Origin of the sequence: Metabacillus arenae (genome assembly GCF_014773385.1) — a bacterium.
In the GTDB taxonomy this organism is placed as follows: Bacteria; Bacillota; Bacilli; order Bacillales; family Bacillaceae; genus Metabacillus_D; species Metabacillus_D arenae.
The window spans coordinates 115,359-130,081 of sequence record NZ_JACXAI010000017.1 but is presented as its reverse complement, the minus strand read 5'-3'; the positions used below and the strand labels follow the sequence as shown (position 1 = coordinate 130,081).

The following is a 14,723-nucleotide window of genomic DNA, read 5'->3' as shown; positions in this document are numbered from 1 at the left end:
AGACATTTAAAATTACATCCTTTCTTCATATTGGTTTACTCTTGGTATTTATTTTAATCGCAATTCACCCCTATAACAAATACTCATATCTTATATAATGATATGTTTTAATGGCATTTCTAAGTTATATATACTAATCATTATTAAGGGGGATTTTTATATGGAATTAAGGGTTTTGCGATATTTTCTTACTGTTGCAAGAGAAGGAAGCATGACGGCTGCCGCTGAAGTTTTGCATGTGACACAGCCAACCTTGTTCAGACAATTAAAAGACCTTGAACAAGAGTTAGGAAAAAAACTATTTATTCGCAGTAGTCACAGTATCATTCTTACAGAAGAAGGAATGCTCCTGCGAAAGAGAGCCGAAGAAATCGTTGATATGGTCGATAAATTAGAGGCAGAATTTGGTTCCATGGAAGAAACAATAGGTGGTGATGTCTATATAGGTGGCGGGGAAACAGACGCTATGAGACAGATTGCACGGGTGGCAAAAGATTTACAGTCAAGTTATCCAAACATCTGGTATCATCTCTACAGCGGAAACGAAGACGATGTGACTGAACGGCTTGACAAAGGATTGCTTGACTTTGGTATTTTAATTCAACCAGCTGATTTATCAAAATACAATTATATCAATATCCCAGCCAAAGATGTTTGTGGCGTTATTATGAGGAAGGACAGTCCAACTGACATTATTAAAGTTTTAGTCCCTTTACCTCCTCTCTAACCGACATGAATTTCAGCAAGTGAAGGGCGAATCCTAGGAGGCTCGGACTGTTTAAGGCTTAGATCGGGTTGTGTCATTGTACGATTCGAAAGGCAAAGGGGAAAAATAGACATTAATAAGACAATCCCGCTTGAAATGGATCAAGCGAGATTGTACTTACCCTTTCACTTTTCTTTAAATCATTCATCTTCAAATAATTTTTCTCCTCGGTGGAGGCGCATTGCAATCCTTGCTGTATGTGGCATTTCTCTAGCAGTTGGGGCATGGCCTGCTAGAAAACGTGTTACTGCGATGATCAACGTTTCCTGTGCATGACTAGCAAGCTCGGAATCCTCTATTTCCCAATGTTCATGTTCGACGATCGCTGCTTCAAACATTTGAAACGAATGAAACTCTGCATCCTCTCTTAATAAAGCATGCCCGAGTGTATTGAAGAGTTCACTTTTATCACCGCCGGATGCCAGGTAATTCACTACCCATCCTGCTGATTCTGCAACCTGTTGTTGTTGATTCATCATCTCCAATAATTCAGAAGGATTCTGCGGTTCAGCTTCTACATCCTTTGGTTCTGGTCTTCGTGCAGCCGGCGTATTGAGAAAACGATCAAGATAGACACTCATCGCTCCATGGAAAACTGCTCGGGTTAATTCAGGTGTGGTCGAGCGACGTAACGATTCATGTACTGCATGCGCGTGAGTAAAAGTATGAAGTACGGTAATCCAATCTCTAAAATCATTTTGCATATGGAAACGGGAGATCCGTTCCGCTGCTGCCAAAGCTACGAGCTGGGCCAAACGAGCAGGGGAAACTCCACTTTTAAGTGCATCCAGCATCATATTTACCGTTTTTAAAGCATCATCTGATAAAATTTGTTCAATCAATGCTGCTTCATCCACATCAGTGTCCTCTATTGATGATACATTAGCAAAAATATCAGGTAATTCCTTGAACGCATCCATTAATGGTTTGACCAAGTTCACAGGTGATTGCCAGCTATGAGATTCTTCACTACGAGATACATTACCGATACCAGGTAACAATGATGATAATACATATGGCCGGTCCTCAAAACCAATCTGATCGTGAATCTCGAATGCTTTATTATGAAAATCGAGCGTATGACCTGTATTTACATAAAAATGATCCGTAATTGCTGTCATCATCATGTCAGCAATCTGCTCGTTCGTGAAGCCTAATTCAATCGTCGTCAAGAGTACTCGTTCAGCTCCCTGCGGATCACGAACCTCCACACAATGACGATACCATTCTGATAATTGGTCGAATGATTGGGCATTCATTTCATCTGTGACAGGAAGGGACCCGAGTAAAAACCGTGTTCCCATTCCAGAACTTTCGCGTGCAACATGAACAAGACCATGGAACAATGCTAAAATCTGACCGGTTTTATCCAATTTAGGCAATACATTTGTCATCGCTGTTAAAATCGTTAATCCAGAACCCCAGCCGTTTTGATGATGTGTCGTTCCGAAGTCGACACCGACCTTTGCAATCTCAGTCGCAGGAAAACCACCTTCCATCAATCCGACAACTGATTTGGCGATGACAAGACTTATATTTTGCTCAAGACCTTCACGTAATCGCTGCCTTAATTTTTCAATTGTTACTTTATTATAAGGAACAGGGTGAACCCAAACCTCATCTTCTTTAATATGGACAGGGTAAGTAGGGATATCATCTGCCCATGGATCCAAGGTTCCACCGCTTTTTATATCAAAGCGAGCATGGTGCCAGTGACACGTTAAAATCCCATTACATAAGCTTCCTGTATGGAGGGGGAAGCCCATATGCGGACAACGGTTATCCACCGCATAGACTTGTTTTTCGTGAACGAATACTGCAATTGCATGACTTCCACCTTTTATTACCTTTGCACCTTCATCTTCAAGTGTCTTTAATGAACCTGCATAAATCAATTCTGACAACGGTATCACTCTCCCTAAAATGAAATTCAATGGACCCTCTAAATACGGGTAAATGGAGGGCTTACAAAAATTGTTATCTACTATTTTATATTATAGATGGAATGAAGTAATCCTTCATAAGTTGAGGACCTACTCTTAATTACCATGATAACTCATCATTCACGCAACTCCCATTGTGCTATGTATTACGCATTATATACATTGGAATAATCGAGACTTATTAATATGCAGGAGGTTGTTACGGCTATTTACATCGATGATGGACAACTTTTATTTCATTTACAAGGAAAAAACACGAGGTATGCTATGCAGGTTATACGAGATGGTTATTTAACTCACTTATATGGTGTACATTGACATCGATCGAAAAAGAAAAGCACTCATTGATTGAATAATCAACATCTGTTTATAATTATAAATAGAAAGACATAGCTCTCAATGGTTAAATGAACACAATTCGTTGATTACTCAACAAATCAATAAAAATTGTTGTTTATCTTTAGGAAAGTCTGGTGACCAAACAATGCCGAAAATAGATAGAAGAATAACCAAAAGCCAAGAAGCCATTAAAAAGGCTCTTATCGAACTGATGTCTGAAAAAAGTTTTGATAACATAACCATTCAGGATATTTCTGACAGGGCAAATGTGAACCGAGGAACCATCTATCTTCATTACTTAGATAAATTTGATCTATTAGATAAAATCATGGAAGAACATATAAACAACATGGGTAATTTTTGTGAGTCGGCAGCTGAAATGGATTGGATTGAATCGACTGTACACTGTATGGAATACTTTAAGAGTAATTATTTATTCTTTTCGACGATGTTAGCGAGTGAAGGTGCCCCATATTTTCGTAATAGGTTCCTTAAATTTAATATTGAAGAGTTCAAGAAAGATGTGGACATAACAAAAGGTAAAAATTTTGCTCAAAATGAAGATGTAGTTGTCGAATTTGTTGCAAATGCTTACGTAGGGGTAGTGGAATGGTGGTTAAAGAATGGAATGCCTTATCCACCCCATGTGATGGCAGAAAAAGTAGGGGATTTGTTAGACAGGATTGTATAGTTCCCTACTATGAAAAACCTCCCGTCAAATTAGTGAAGATAAAAGGATCATTTCTTTGGAATAGGCTTTTACTAGGATACCTGTCTCTTACTATTCATTAAAATGTATATTGTTAATATTGGTGCTTATCTCCATACAATAAAGAAATATAATCTTCCACGATCCGGCGCTTTTCTGAAGTAATGAAAAAATCCCAATTTCTCAGCATTAAATTGAGAAATTGGGATTTTTAATATTGTAATTTCCTTAACGTTTTAAATTCGCGTTTTCTGGTGGTACTGACGCTACTCTACTAGAAGTTTCAAGAAATTCTTTAGATTGCCAGACGCTCCTGCATATTTAATTTGAATGTCCCATACCGGTTCACATGGGCATAAATCAGTGGCGTTAAATGTCTATATTCTTCCAGACCATAGGTTCCCTTAATAGAAAAAATTGGGCGATTCATCCCACAAATCAATTTATGGGGTGTTCTCGCCATTTTTTAAATAACATTTCTATATTAGTTCCAAAAAATACATCTCAAAGTGATATTGGTTTAATCTCACTTTGAGATATATAATAAAAATAAGAAATGATAAGAGGCGTTTACAGAATGTAATTACTTCACTACTTCTCATATCTAAGGGGGATTTAAGATGAGCCAAATAGAAAGAGATTACAAAGTGAAACATTTATTAGAAAAACAAAAATTCGATGAGAAAGAAATTGTTAAGATGACAGATTCACAGATTGAATATTATCACTGGCTCTATTTTGAAGATTCTTACTATGATTATATGTAATTTGTAAATTAAATGATTATCATTAAGGGGCTGTCCAGAAAGTCAGGAAAACTGAATTTCTGGAGCCCCTTTTCGTTTTTTATCAAACAACAAAAAAAATCGTCCTATCTAGTAAAATGAAAGTTACCACAACTTATAATTTAGGTCTTGATAATTCGATGAGGAATTCGACATTTTTAAGTTAATTTCACAATTCGTGTTTCTTTAATGCTATTTTTGATATCGTGCAATTTGGAAATAAAAGTATGCCTATGACCCCTTTTTACACGTATCTCGGCTAAACCCCTTTTATGCACGACCATTTCTATGCACGAGGTTTGTTGGTCTATGCACAAGTTTACCCCGCTAAAGCCCAGAAACATAGTGCACGTTTTCTAATGAGATAGATTTCCCCCAAAAATCAAAAGAATCAGGTCCCTTTCACAAAGAAACCTGATTTCCCATAAGTCTATTTTATTATGAATTTTCAAGCACTTTCTTTTCAAAGCGATTAATATCTGTATCCCCTCCGATTACAATTAAAATGTCCCCTTTTTCAATTAATTCTGTCGCTTGCGGAGAAACAATCACCTCGCGCCCTCTTTTAATTGCGACGATATTAATTCCATATCGGGCACGGATGTCCAAGTCAATTAAAGAATTGCCCGCTAGCTTCCCATTTGCAACAATTTCAACGATGCTGTGCTCATCAGAAAGTTCGAGATAATCTAAAACATTATTCGAAATGAGATTGGTAGCAATTCGTTTTCCCATATCCCGTTCAGGATGGACAATTCGATCTGCACCAATTTTTGATAACACCTTTTCATGATAATCATTTTGGGCTTTTACGGTAATATGTTTTACGCCGAGCTCCTTTAATATTAGAGTTGTTAGGATGCTTGCTTGAATGTTATCTCCAATTGCCACAATTACGTGATCGAAATTCCGGATTCCAAGGCTTTTCAGAACGGCTTCATCTGTCGTATCACCGACAACCGCATGGGAGGCAACTGTCGCAAACTCATTCACTTTATCTTCATCCATATCAATCGCCATTACTTCCATGCCTTCATCACTAAGAGCCCTACAAATGCTTCCCCCAAAACGGCCTAAGCCGATGACCGCAAATTCTTTTTTCATAAACGTTTCCTCCAAAAAGGGTCAATGTCAATTAGTATTTACTTAATAAAATAGTACCATAAATAACCTTGTAACGGTATTAAGTGCATAACAGCAGTTTAACCTTTTTCAAAAAGTGCTTAAGCATTCCTGCTGTACTGAATGAGTAAAGCGATTTCAATCGCTTGAATTTGACATAATTTTTCGCCTTCACTTGCAGCCCCTGAATTGTTTGAAACGGCATTTTCTACCAGATCAATAAAGCGGTCGGGCTGCCATCTTCCCCATTCTGTTAACTCCGGCATTATTTCACAGCTTTGCCTGAACAACGATTCGAAGATATCATGTGATCCGACTAGTGAAAACCAATATTTTGCGTTGCTGAAGTCTCCTTCCCGCCGATGCATAATTCCATGCCAATAGCTTCCTATTTGCTCTTTCATTTTTTGTGAAATTGCATGAGAAGCATCTAAATCATCGTTCCATAACAATAACCCCGAACGTGTTGCTGATGCTGCCCATATAGAGGGATTGTTAAGACCTGTAACCTCATTATCGGACATCATCAAAATCTCCTTGCTAATTTGTGGATCCCAAATTTCTGTTGGACAAAGCGGCGGCAGCGGTTTTCTCGCTTCCAAGGTTTGTATCACATTCATTACCTTCTCCATTTTCATCGCTCCTCGTTTTCAATTGTATCCATGCAGCAAGCATCTACGTTACTGACGTTAACAATCGTTTGTACAACAAAGTTTTGTGTTTGTCGGCACAAGAGAGGGGATGTAGACTGCCATCACCTCTTCTTTCAGTAAGTCCAAACACGCCATTTTCTTTCATTCCCTCTTTACCAGATAGGCTAAACATTTCCTCAATGGTAAGACACAGGAACGCTCCTTTTGAAGGAATACAAGCTAAATTGTCAGTGTGGCCTATAGTTTCCCAGGTCATTTAGCTCCATAGGCTTATCCCTTATTTCCCAAAAGCCTTTCCACATGTTTCTCAAGAAGATTCATATAGTCATCAGATAAACGACCTTTAGCTCCTCTCAGGATTTCTGTAAAGTAATGATCTGGAGGTGCTGATTCTTCTTCCTTTTCCTTTACCAAAAAGGTTAAACAGTCTTTTACCAAGGTTCCATCTACCTCAATATCTACAAAGGAAGGCCTGTAGTGGCCGATATCTACTCCTTCTCTTTCATAAAGATAAAGTACGGCTTCATAAGGAATCTGATATAATATCCCTTCAGTCCTTCCGCCATCCTCGACAAGATCGGCTCTGCCGCCATCTATATGGTTAATGGTAAACCTGGTTGAATAATTTTTAAGCTTCCCAGCTCCTATAACTTTTGTAAAATGATGATCCACTTTAGCTAGCTGAAATCTTTCGACATCCATACAAGAACCAAAAGCAAAATAGTAAATAAAAGGTTGATTTCGATGAATAAGCTGATTTTCTTTCCAATCACCACTGGAAATGATAGGAAGCCCTTTTACTTCTGCTTCATTCATATAATAAGTAAGGGCTTCTAATTCCCCAGAATCTGTCATTACTTTCACGAGCTTTCTTTGATAAAGATTATGAGCGTGCATTTCTTCTTTAAACTCTTCCAATTGGTCTACTCGTTTTAACGTTTCTTTATCTACTTGATATACTTCCCCATAGACAGTTCCTTTTCCAAGCGTTAAGGCTGGATAGCCTTCTTTAGTATCTACAAGTACACCCGAAATAGAAGCTTGTTCAGCAACAAGTTTAGATTTTTCTATGTAATGATGATTATTTTGATATTTTCGGAGTGTTCCATAAACAAACAGTAAATGATTCAAGTTTTCTTCCCCCAGTAAATCATTGTAGTTAGATTTCCTTTTTCATCATGATGGCTGATTTTAATTGTTGCTGCATTTCTCCAATTCCCCGGCAGCCCTTTAATGGAAATGTTACCTTTATATCTTTAAAAACAAAGTTGACGATTGGTTGAAATTTTTTCCCTCCAAGAACAACCACTTCATCTATATGTAAGATATTTTTCGAAATAGCTTGTTCAAGCAGTTTTTCTTTGCTTATTCCGCTTTCCCCTTTCAGATTGAAAGTAAGATCATAATTTCCAGGTACCTCATCTTCAGGGAGCAGCCAGCCGTGTTTCGCAGAAAGTATGACCCACGTATCAAAAAAAGTGCGGGCATATTTTTGGCAGAGTTTATGAAATATACCTATATAGGCTTTTTCAGCATCAACACTAGATAGAGCAGGATACTTATCCCATACCTTTCTTTTTCCGCACGGTATAATACATAAACGTTTTGCCATTGATTTATCACCCATTTGTTCTCTCTTTTAAAAACTTTTCTACTTCCTCTTTTGTCGGCATGGAAGGAGAGGTTCCTTCTTTTGTAACAGACAATGCAGCTGCCGCTTGACCGTAAACAACTGCTTCTTTAACTGAAAACCCTAGATCTATTGCACAAGCAAAGCCGCCGTTAAACGCATCACCAGCCCCGGTTGTATCTGTTACATTAACTGCAAAACTAGGAATCAGCTCACCTGTTTCTTTCCCAGAATATAAATAAGTCCCGCTGCTTCCAAGCGTGATAAGAACATACTTAACACCTTTCTTGTAAATTTTTTTTGCAGCCTGCAAAACGTCCTCTTCACCTTGAATCTTGATTCCGGTAAGCCCTTCTGCCTCCGTTTTGTTCGGCGTGATATATGTAACCTTTTCTAAAATAGCCGGATTGAATTCAACAAATGGTGCAGGATTTAATAGAACCGGAACGTTGTGTTTATCAGCTAGTTCAATCGCTTCAATAGTTGCCTCCATGTTAATTTCAAATTGCAGGAGAACAAGTGATGCCGCTCGAATGTCTTTCTCTGCTTTTCTTACATGAAGAGGACTTAAACATAAATTGGCACCCGGCGCTACCACAATCATATTTTCGCTTTGCTCATCAACCAGGATTAGAGCCGTGCCAGTAGATTCTGTTGAATGAAAGAAGACGTGTTCGGTTTTTATATTTTCTCTCTCCAGCATGTCAGCCGCCTTCTCACCAAATGAATCTCTTCCAAGCATTGAGACTAAGATAACCTCGGCAGATTGTCTTGCTGCGGCGACGGCTTGATTACTCCCTTTTCCGCCAGGCCCCATTTTGAATGGTCCGCCTAAGACTGTTTCTCCCCCTGATGGTAAATAAGGGGTTCTGCTCATTAAATCCATATTAAAACTTCCTACAATAACCAAGGACATCATCATTCCTCCTTCCTTCTCATTTTAACATGGATTGATTTCTTCGAAATATTTCCCATTCATGGTAAAATGCAAGATAGAATAGTCAGAAGGGATTTACAGATGAAAAAAGCGAAACAAGTACTCGAAACCTTTTCTTTGTCATTAGCAGGAGGCGGATTATTTGCCATTTTACAGGTACCGCTTGCCTGGATTTTAGGTCCGCTTTCAATGATGATTGTATGGCGTTCATTTGCTAATAGAACTTTACTCTGTCCAGACTCAATAAAACAAATCAGCCTTATGTTTCTAGGAATCTATTTCGGATTATCATTTACAAAAAGCACGTTCATAGAAGTAGGACCTTATATTATTCCATTTCTTATTCTGACGATTATTCTAATTCTAATCAGTGTAACAAACGGATTATTAATTGGTAAATGGTTGAAATTTGATCCTGTAACAAGTTCTTTTTCAACGATTCCCGGGGGATTGTCCGAAATGGTTGTCATTACAGAATCACTAAAGGGCAATGTGGCTATGGTGACAATATTTCAAACAGTTCGGCTTCTATCTGTTGTTTTTTTAGTTCCTTTTCTAGTGACGCTTATATTTGCAGGAAACAGCCCTTCAGGAACAGTAGCTACGAACGACGGTTCTGTATTAAATGGTTCCTATTTTTCGTATTTATGGTTCATCTTAAGCTTTGCAGTGGGCTGGCTGCTAAGATATAAAGTACCTGCCGGGGCTGTCATAGGGCCGCTTCTTGTAACAGCCTGCTTAAATATATCCGGCATATCGCTTCCTGTATTACCTGACGCCATTATTATTTGTGCTCAATTAGTTGTGGGAACAAGCATTGGAATAAGAATGAGCTGGAATGAGTTAAAATTAGGAGGAAAATACAGTTTTATTTATTTCGGTTTAACTCTTATTCTGATTATCATTTCTTTTGCCCTTGGCTATTTATTTTCAATTTTTACAGGAGTTTCACTCTCAACAGCGATACTTAGCTTGGCACCTGGCGGTTTAGTAGAGATGGTTCTTACAGCTAACAGCATAGGGGCAGACCCAGCTTTAGTCAGTGCCCTTCAGTTTATTAGACTGCTATTTATCCTAATCGTAGTTCCAACTGTGTTGAAATGGTGTTTTTCGACGAAAAAAATAACATTTATGAATCGATGAATATCGTATAGGGATAGAAATTGATAATACAGATGTAATACTTTTGAGCTATAAAAAAATAACAATCTTTAATATGTGAACAATCATCATTGTAAGCAGATCCACAAGACTATTGTTGGTTAAAATAGTAAAAATACATTACTAAATCACCTGAAGGAACGATCGTTTTCCGGCTTCTGTCTTTAATCTCTAGATTTCATAAACAAGCCTCTCGAAAAGCTAAAGACACCTTTTTTCGGAGGCTCGCCTAAGTACTGGGCATTTCATTTATTACCAAGGCAAATCTGTGCCAAATTGGCTTGCCATTTTCTTCGTCTCCTGCTTATGTTTCATTCTCATTTCCGCCCGTTCTTTTCCTGAGTTGAATAGCATTTTTTCAATTTCTGTCTCAGGAACAATGGGCGGAACAGGGGTTGGCTTTGTATCTTCATCAATTGCTACCATTGTTAAAAACGACATGGCACACACATTTCTCTCCCCTGAAATCATATTTTCCGCAATGACTTTAACGAACACTTCCATCGAGGTTTTACCTGTATAGGTAACGAAAGCCTCTAAACAAACAGAGTGCCCCTCATATATCGGATGCAGAAAATCTACAGAATCCGTAGACGCTGTAACGACATGACTGCGCGCATGCCTAGTTGCAGATATAGCAGCTACATCATCTATATAAGCCATTAGCTTACCGCCAAACATTGTCCCATAATTGTTTGTATCAGAAGGAAGCACAATACTGGTTTTTACTACGAAGGATTCTCGGCATGTTTTATTGTTTTTCATTATCTTTTCCCTCTTCCTAACATCTTTTTTATTTATATCCTACACCTATTTTAAAGATAATATAAAGTGAATCTTCTATTAGTTATTGGTTTTCAAGGGAGCATTGAATTTTTGTTACACAGATATGGGGCTTTTAGTCTGTATTCTTTTTTCCCGGACACCCAAAGGCAATGAACCCTGCCTATCTTCTTTGCTCTCACTGAAGCCTGAACTATAAAAAGGGGGGTTAAATCTTTTTATTCAACAATATTGAGGGACTCTAGTAAAGGAATAAAAATGGAAAATACCCCTAATAAAAAAAATATACAACTCTACTGTACAAATCATCCAATATTTTTTCAAATTGATGACAAATGTATTTCAACCCAATTAACTTTTATTTCTTATCGACAACTACCCCCACAAACTGACATAATTAGTAGAAGGTTTTTATGATACTCGAACTCTATAAAGATTGGGTGAAATATATGTTTTCAAATTCAGAAATCGGAATTGACTTAGGTACAGCAAATATTTTAGTGTACAGTAAAAATAAAGGGATCGTTTTAAACGAGCCTTCTGTTGTAGCAATTGATACTGAAACAAAAAATGTATTGGCTGTTGGGAATGAAGCAAAAAGCATGATTGGGAAAACTCCTGGAAAAATTATTGCCGTCAGGCCTCTTAAAGATGGGGTAATTGCTGATTACGATGTGACAACTGAACTGCTTAAGCAAGTTATGAAAAAGGCAGGTAAACAGCTCGGCTTATCAATGAGAAAGCCTAATGTTGTTGTTTGTACTCCTTCTGGTTCAACTTCAGTTGAACGGCGCGCCATTCATGACGCAGTGAAAAACTGCGGCGCAAAACATGTTCATTTAATAGAGGAGCCAGTAGCTGCGGCCATCGGTGCAGATTTACCTGTTGATGAACCTGTTGCTAACGTGATTGTCGATATTGGCGGCGGAACGACTGAAGTGGCCATCATCTCCTTTGGCGGAGTTGTTTCTTGCCATTCCATTCGAATAGGCGGGGACCAGCTGGACGAAGACATTGTGACATATGTTCGTAAAAAGTACAACTTGCTCGTTGGGGAGCGGACAGCTGAAAACATTAAAATGGAAATTGGTTATGCATTAGTGGAGAGTCATGAAGAGCTGACAATGGACGTACGCGGCCGCGATCTGGTAACAGGTTTGCCAAAAACAGTCACTCTTCACTCAACTGAAATTCAAAAGGCTATGAAAGAATCTCTTCTCCATATTTTAGAGGCAATTCGTGCAACACTTGAAGATTGCCCTCCAGAGTTGAGCGGCGACATTGTTGACCGTGGAGTCATTCTAACCGGCGGAGGCGCCCTTTTAAATGGCATGCAAGCATGGTTAAGTGAAGAAATTGTCGTACCGGTACATTTGGCTCCATCGCCTCTAGAGTCTGTTGCAATTGGGACAGGCCGTTCTTTAGACGTCATTCACAAACTGCAAAAGGCGGCAAAATAATCTAACAAATAGGGCACCAGGTACCTTTAATACCTGGCGCCCTATTTTTTTCCGATTTTTTTACAAAAATGTAACAATATTTTCCCTCTATCCTCTCATAGATTAGATGGTGGAGTTTTAATTCAAGGGGGAAAATGTTTGTGAGAGATCTTGGGAGAAGGTTTTTTATTAGTTTGGTTTTAACAAGTATCATTTTAGGCGGAATGAGCCTTTCGCTTTCGGCTCTGCCTCAAGATGAAGGAGAACCCGTGAGTTATGGTAAGTAATTAACATCATACTTAGAATGGAAAGCTCAGGACTATTGCTATAATCTAGAGCATATGTATGTTTACTTTATGGCTCGGGCTAAGACACTGGTCCGGCATAGACCTACTGCTCTTTAGACTGCATACATTAGAACATCTTGTCCACGTAGCTTACATTAACTTTTTTGGAATTTTTACCCCTTTATCTTACTGATGCTGACACGAAAAACAGCCTTGGCTTCATAACAGAGCCAAAGGCTGTTTTTTCATTTAATGAAGCAGCTCCCTCTTCTGCTTAATCAGTTCCTTATATTCTTGATCCAATGCTTGATAGCTTGCATCATTTATTGTTAAAAGACTAAGCTCGCCGAGGATAGCTGTCATTATAGTCTCAATCACTAAAAGTTGTTCTTCTTTGCTTTGCTGCTCTGATGATTTCATCTTTGCCTGTTGTTTCTCCCGGTATTCTTTAAGGCCCATTTCAAAACGGTTTATTTTTTTGTTTTCAATGACAAGTAATTGCCCGCAAAGCTTTTCTATGAAATAGATATCATGAGAAACGATCAGTAACGTTCCCGTAAATTCACTTAACGTGTCCTCAAGCTGTTCCCGGCTTGGCAGATCAAGATGATTTGTCGGCTCATCCAGGATAAGAATATCATAATCACTAAGCAGCATTTTTACAAGTTTTACTCTAGTTCTTTGCCCTAAGCTTAATGTAGAGACAGGCTGCTCGAGCAAGCTTTCTTTCATACCCATATTGGCAAACATCGTTCTCGCCTTAAAAATTTTCTCCCGATCGGAAATATTTAAAATTTCTAACGTTGTTTTCTCTACAGAAAGATCACTGACATCCTGACTTAAATAAGCGATTTTAATACTGTCTGATGTCCAAAGCTCGCCATTTGTTAATTCTTCCTCACCCATTATTGCTTTTATTAAGGTTGTTTTTCCCGTTCCATTTTTACCTATCAAACCGATCCTTTCACCATGCTTTACATAAAAGCTGCTCTTGTTAAACAAGGTTCTTTCGTCATAGCTTTTCTCAATGTCTGTTGCTTGGAGAATTCGTTTTCCTCTTTTCCCTCCTTGATCAAATTCGAAATAAACTTTGGCCTCCTCCTTCGGTTTTTCGATCTTATTCTTTTCAAGCTCCTGCTTAAGCCGATTCATTTTAGAACGAACTTGAATGTCGCGTTTTTTTGCTTTTACCCGATGATATTCTTTAGCGCCAATTAGCTTTGTATCCCCTTGCTTTGTAGATTCTCTGTGTGCTTTTGACGACCAGTCTTTTAACTGTTCCATTTGATTTTCGATTCTCTCTTTGTATTTCTGCTGGACTTCATATTGGTGCTTTTGAACTTCAAGACGCTTTTTCTTTTCAATTCGATATTCGGAATAATTTCCTTCGTATCCAGTAATGTTTTTTTCAGAAAGCTCAAGTATTGATGTCACTGTTTGGTCAAGAAAATATCGATCATGAGAAATGATGACGACGGCCCCTTGAAAGCTTTTTAGCCTCTCAATCAGCCAGCTCGTTCCGTCCATATCTAAATGATTTGTAGGTTCATCTAACAGAAGGATATCTGGGCTCTTTGCCCAAATATTCGCAAGTGCTACCTTTAATCTTTCTCCGCCGCTTAAATGGGTGAAACGCTCCTCCTCCCAGCTGTGTGCTTCAGGTAAACCAAGCTGACTTGTGAGCTCAAATACATTTCCCTCTTCTTGACCGGTTAGCATTTTTTCAAGATCAAAAGCAGAATAATCGACAGATTGCTGAAGGTAACCGATGCTAAGCCCCTTCTTTAACGCTTTGATCGTTCCTTTATCAGGCTGAAAATCACCATACAGTAAATTTGCAAGCGTAGTCTTCCCTGACCCGTTGTACCCAACAAGCCCAATCCTGTCCCCTGCTTTTATATCGAAAGAAATATTTTCAAGAATCACATGTTCTCCAAAGCTTTTACTTAAATTCCTTATTGTTAAAATTGGCATATGGACCACCTCGTTTTTCTTCATAAACAAAAAACCTCTCCAGGAACCTAGAGAGGTGAAAGCTTGCCAAAATATACGAGGATTTGTCCGTTTGAAGATACACAAAAAAACATATCAAGTAATGTTGCGTATAATACGGATAACAAAAACAGGTATAAAAAGTGGGCATACTTATCCTATTCTCTAGGTTCACAC

The 14,723-nt window shown here is 38.4% G+C and carries 13 protein-coding genes and 1 pseudogene; 6 read left to right on the top strand and 8 right to left on the bottom strand.

What is annotated here, in order from left to right; all coding sequences use genetic code 11:
- Positions 1-160: 160 nt before the first annotated feature.
- Positions 161-685: pseudogene (locus IC621_RS14135) on the top strand (LysR family transcriptional regulator); the annotation flags it as partial.
- Between the two features lie 221 nt (positions 686-906).
- Here IC621_RS14135 and IC621_RS14130 read toward each other — a convergent pair.
- Positions 907-2,670: a Rieske (2Fe-2S) protein gene (locus IC621_RS14130; protein WP_191158965.1), complete on the bottom strand. Its 1,764-nt coding sequence runs from the start codon at positions 2,668-2,670 to the stop codon at positions 907-909.
- A gap of 523 nt (positions 2,671-3,193) precedes the next feature.
- Here IC621_RS14130 and IC621_RS14125 point away from each other — a divergent pair.
- Together IC621_RS14125 and IC621_RS14120 are read left to right on the top strand one after the other, a co-directional pair.
- Positions 3,194-3,739: a TetR/AcrR family transcriptional regulator gene (locus tag IC621_RS14125; protein ID WP_191158964.1), complete on the top strand. Its 546-nt coding sequence runs from the start codon at positions 3,194-3,196 to the stop codon at positions 3,737-3,739.
- Between the two features lie 638 nt (positions 3,740-4,377).
- Positions 4,378-4,524, top strand: coding sequence for a BH0509 family protein (locus tag IC621_RS14120; RefSeq protein ID WP_191158963.1), 147 nt, complete (start codon positions 4,378-4,380; stop codon positions 4,522-4,524).
- 456 nt (positions 4,525-4,980) lie between these two features.
- Here IC621_RS14120 and IC621_RS14115 read toward each other — a convergent pair whose 3' ends face one another.
- From IC621_RS14115 to rbsK, 5 genes are all read right to left on the bottom strand, one after another.
- On the bottom strand, positions 4,981-5,646 hold the full coding sequence (locus IC621_RS14115) for a potassium channel family protein (RefSeq protein WP_191158962.1): 666 nt from the start codon (positions 5,644-5,646) through the stop codon (positions 4,981-4,983).
- 119 nt (positions 5,647-5,765) lie between these two features.
- Positions 5,766-6,296, bottom strand: a complete 531-nt coding sequence (locus IC621_RS14110) for a hypothetical protein (RefSeq protein ID WP_191158961.1) — start codon at positions 6,294-6,296, stop codon at positions 5,766-5,768.
- Positions 6,297-6,587: 291 nt separating this feature from the next.
- Entirely contained in the window at positions 6,588-7,448 is an 861-nt protein-coding gene (locus IC621_RS14105) for a gamma-glutamylcyclotransferase (protein ID WP_191158960.1), read from the bottom strand.
- Positions 7,449-7,476: 28 nt separating this feature from the next.
- On the bottom strand, positions 7,477-7,929 hold the full coding sequence (locus tag IC621_RS14100) for a DUF6884 domain-containing protein (RefSeq protein ID WP_191158959.1): 453 nt from the start codon (positions 7,927-7,929) through the stop codon (positions 7,477-7,479).
- Positions 7,930-7,936: 7 nt separating this feature from the next.
- Positions 7,937-8,863 carry a ribokinase gene (gene rbsK / locus IC621_RS14095; RefSeq protein ID WP_191158958.1) on the bottom strand — a complete coding sequence of 309 codons (927 nt, stop codon included), beginning with the start codon at positions 8,861-8,863 and terminating at the stop codon, positions 7,937-7,939.
- 102 nt (positions 8,864-8,965) lie between these two features.
- On the opposite strand from rbsK, the gene IC621_RS14090 reads away from it, so the two are divergent.
- Positions 8,966-10,027 (top strand): AbrB family transcriptional regulator, encoded by a 1,062-nt coding sequence (locus IC621_RS14090; protein WP_191158957.1) that lies wholly within the window; start codon positions 8,966-8,968, stop codon positions 10,025-10,027.
- 270 nt (positions 10,028-10,297) lie between these two features.
- Here IC621_RS14090 and IC621_RS14085 read toward each other — a convergent pair whose 3' ends face one another.
- On the bottom strand, positions 10,298-10,810 hold the full coding sequence (locus tag IC621_RS14085) for an acyl-CoA thioesterase (protein WP_191158956.1): 513 nt from the start codon (positions 10,808-10,810) through the stop codon (positions 10,298-10,300).
- 467 nt (positions 10,811-11,277) lie between these two features.
- Between IC621_RS14085 and mreBH the strand changes: the two genes are divergently transcribed.
- Positions 11,278-12,288, top strand: coding sequence for a rod-share determining protein MreBH (gene mreBH, locus IC621_RS14080; protein WP_191158974.1), 1,011 nt, complete (start codon positions 11,278-11,280; stop codon positions 12,286-12,288).
- A gap of 134 nt (positions 12,289-12,422) precedes the next feature.
- Positions 12,423-12,554, top strand: a complete 132-nt coding sequence (locus IC621_RS27030; protein WP_318153045.1) for a protein YkpC — start codon at positions 12,423-12,425, stop codon at positions 12,552-12,554.
- Positions 12,555-12,803: 249 nt separating this feature from the next.
- Here IC621_RS27030 and abc-f read toward each other — a convergent pair whose 3' ends face one another.
- Positions 12,804-14,528: a ribosomal protection-like ABC-F family protein gene (abc-f, locus tag IC621_RS14075; RefSeq protein WP_191158955.1), complete on the bottom strand. Its 1,725-nt coding sequence runs from the start codon at positions 14,526-14,528 to the stop codon at positions 12,804-12,806.
- Positions 14,529-14,723: the final 195 nt, after the last annotated feature.

Bases quoted from the DNA above. Each gene is read 5' to 3' on its own strand.
- abc-f (WP_191158955.1), bottom strand. From the start codon at position 14,528: ATGCCAATTTTAACAATAAGGAATTTAAGTAAAAGCTTTGGAGAACAT.
- IC621_RS14090 (WP_191158957.1), top strand. From the start codon at position 8,966: ATGAAAAAAGCGAAACAAGTACTCGAAACCTTTTCTTTGTCATTAGCA.
- rbsK (WP_191158958.1), bottom strand. From the start codon at position 8,863: ATGTCCTTGGTTATTGTAGGAAGTTTTAATATGGATTTAATGAGCAGA.
- IC621_RS14085 (WP_191158956.1), bottom strand. From the start codon at position 10,810: ATGAAAAACAATAAAACATGCCGAGAATCCTTCGTAGTAAAAACCAGT.
- IC621_RS14100 (WP_191158959.1), bottom strand. From the start codon at position 7,929: ATGGCAAAACGTTTATGTATTATACCGTGCGGAAAAAGAAAGGTATGG.
- IC621_RS14110 (WP_191158961.1), bottom strand. From the start codon at position 6,296: ATGGAGAAGGTAATGAATGTGATACAAACCTTGGAAGCGAGAAAACCG.
- mreBH (WP_191158974.1), top strand. From the start codon at position 11,278: ATGTTTTCAAATTCAGAAATCGGAATTGACTTAGGTACAGCAAATATT.
- IC621_RS14125 (WP_191158964.1), top strand. From the start codon at position 3,194: ATGCCGAAAATAGATAGAAGAATAACCAAAAGCCAAGAAGCCATTAAA.
- IC621_RS14115 (WP_191158962.1), bottom strand. From the start codon at position 5,646: ATGAAAAAAGAATTTGCGGTCATCGGCTTAGGCCGTTTTGGGGGAAGC.
- IC621_RS14120 (WP_191158963.1), top strand. From the start codon at position 4,378: ATGAGCCAAATAGAAAGAGATTACAAAGTGAAACATTTATTAGAAAAA.
- IC621_RS27030 (WP_318153045.1), top strand. From the start codon at position 12,423: ATGTTTGTGAGAGATCTTGGGAGAAGGTTTTTTATTAGTTTGGTTTTA.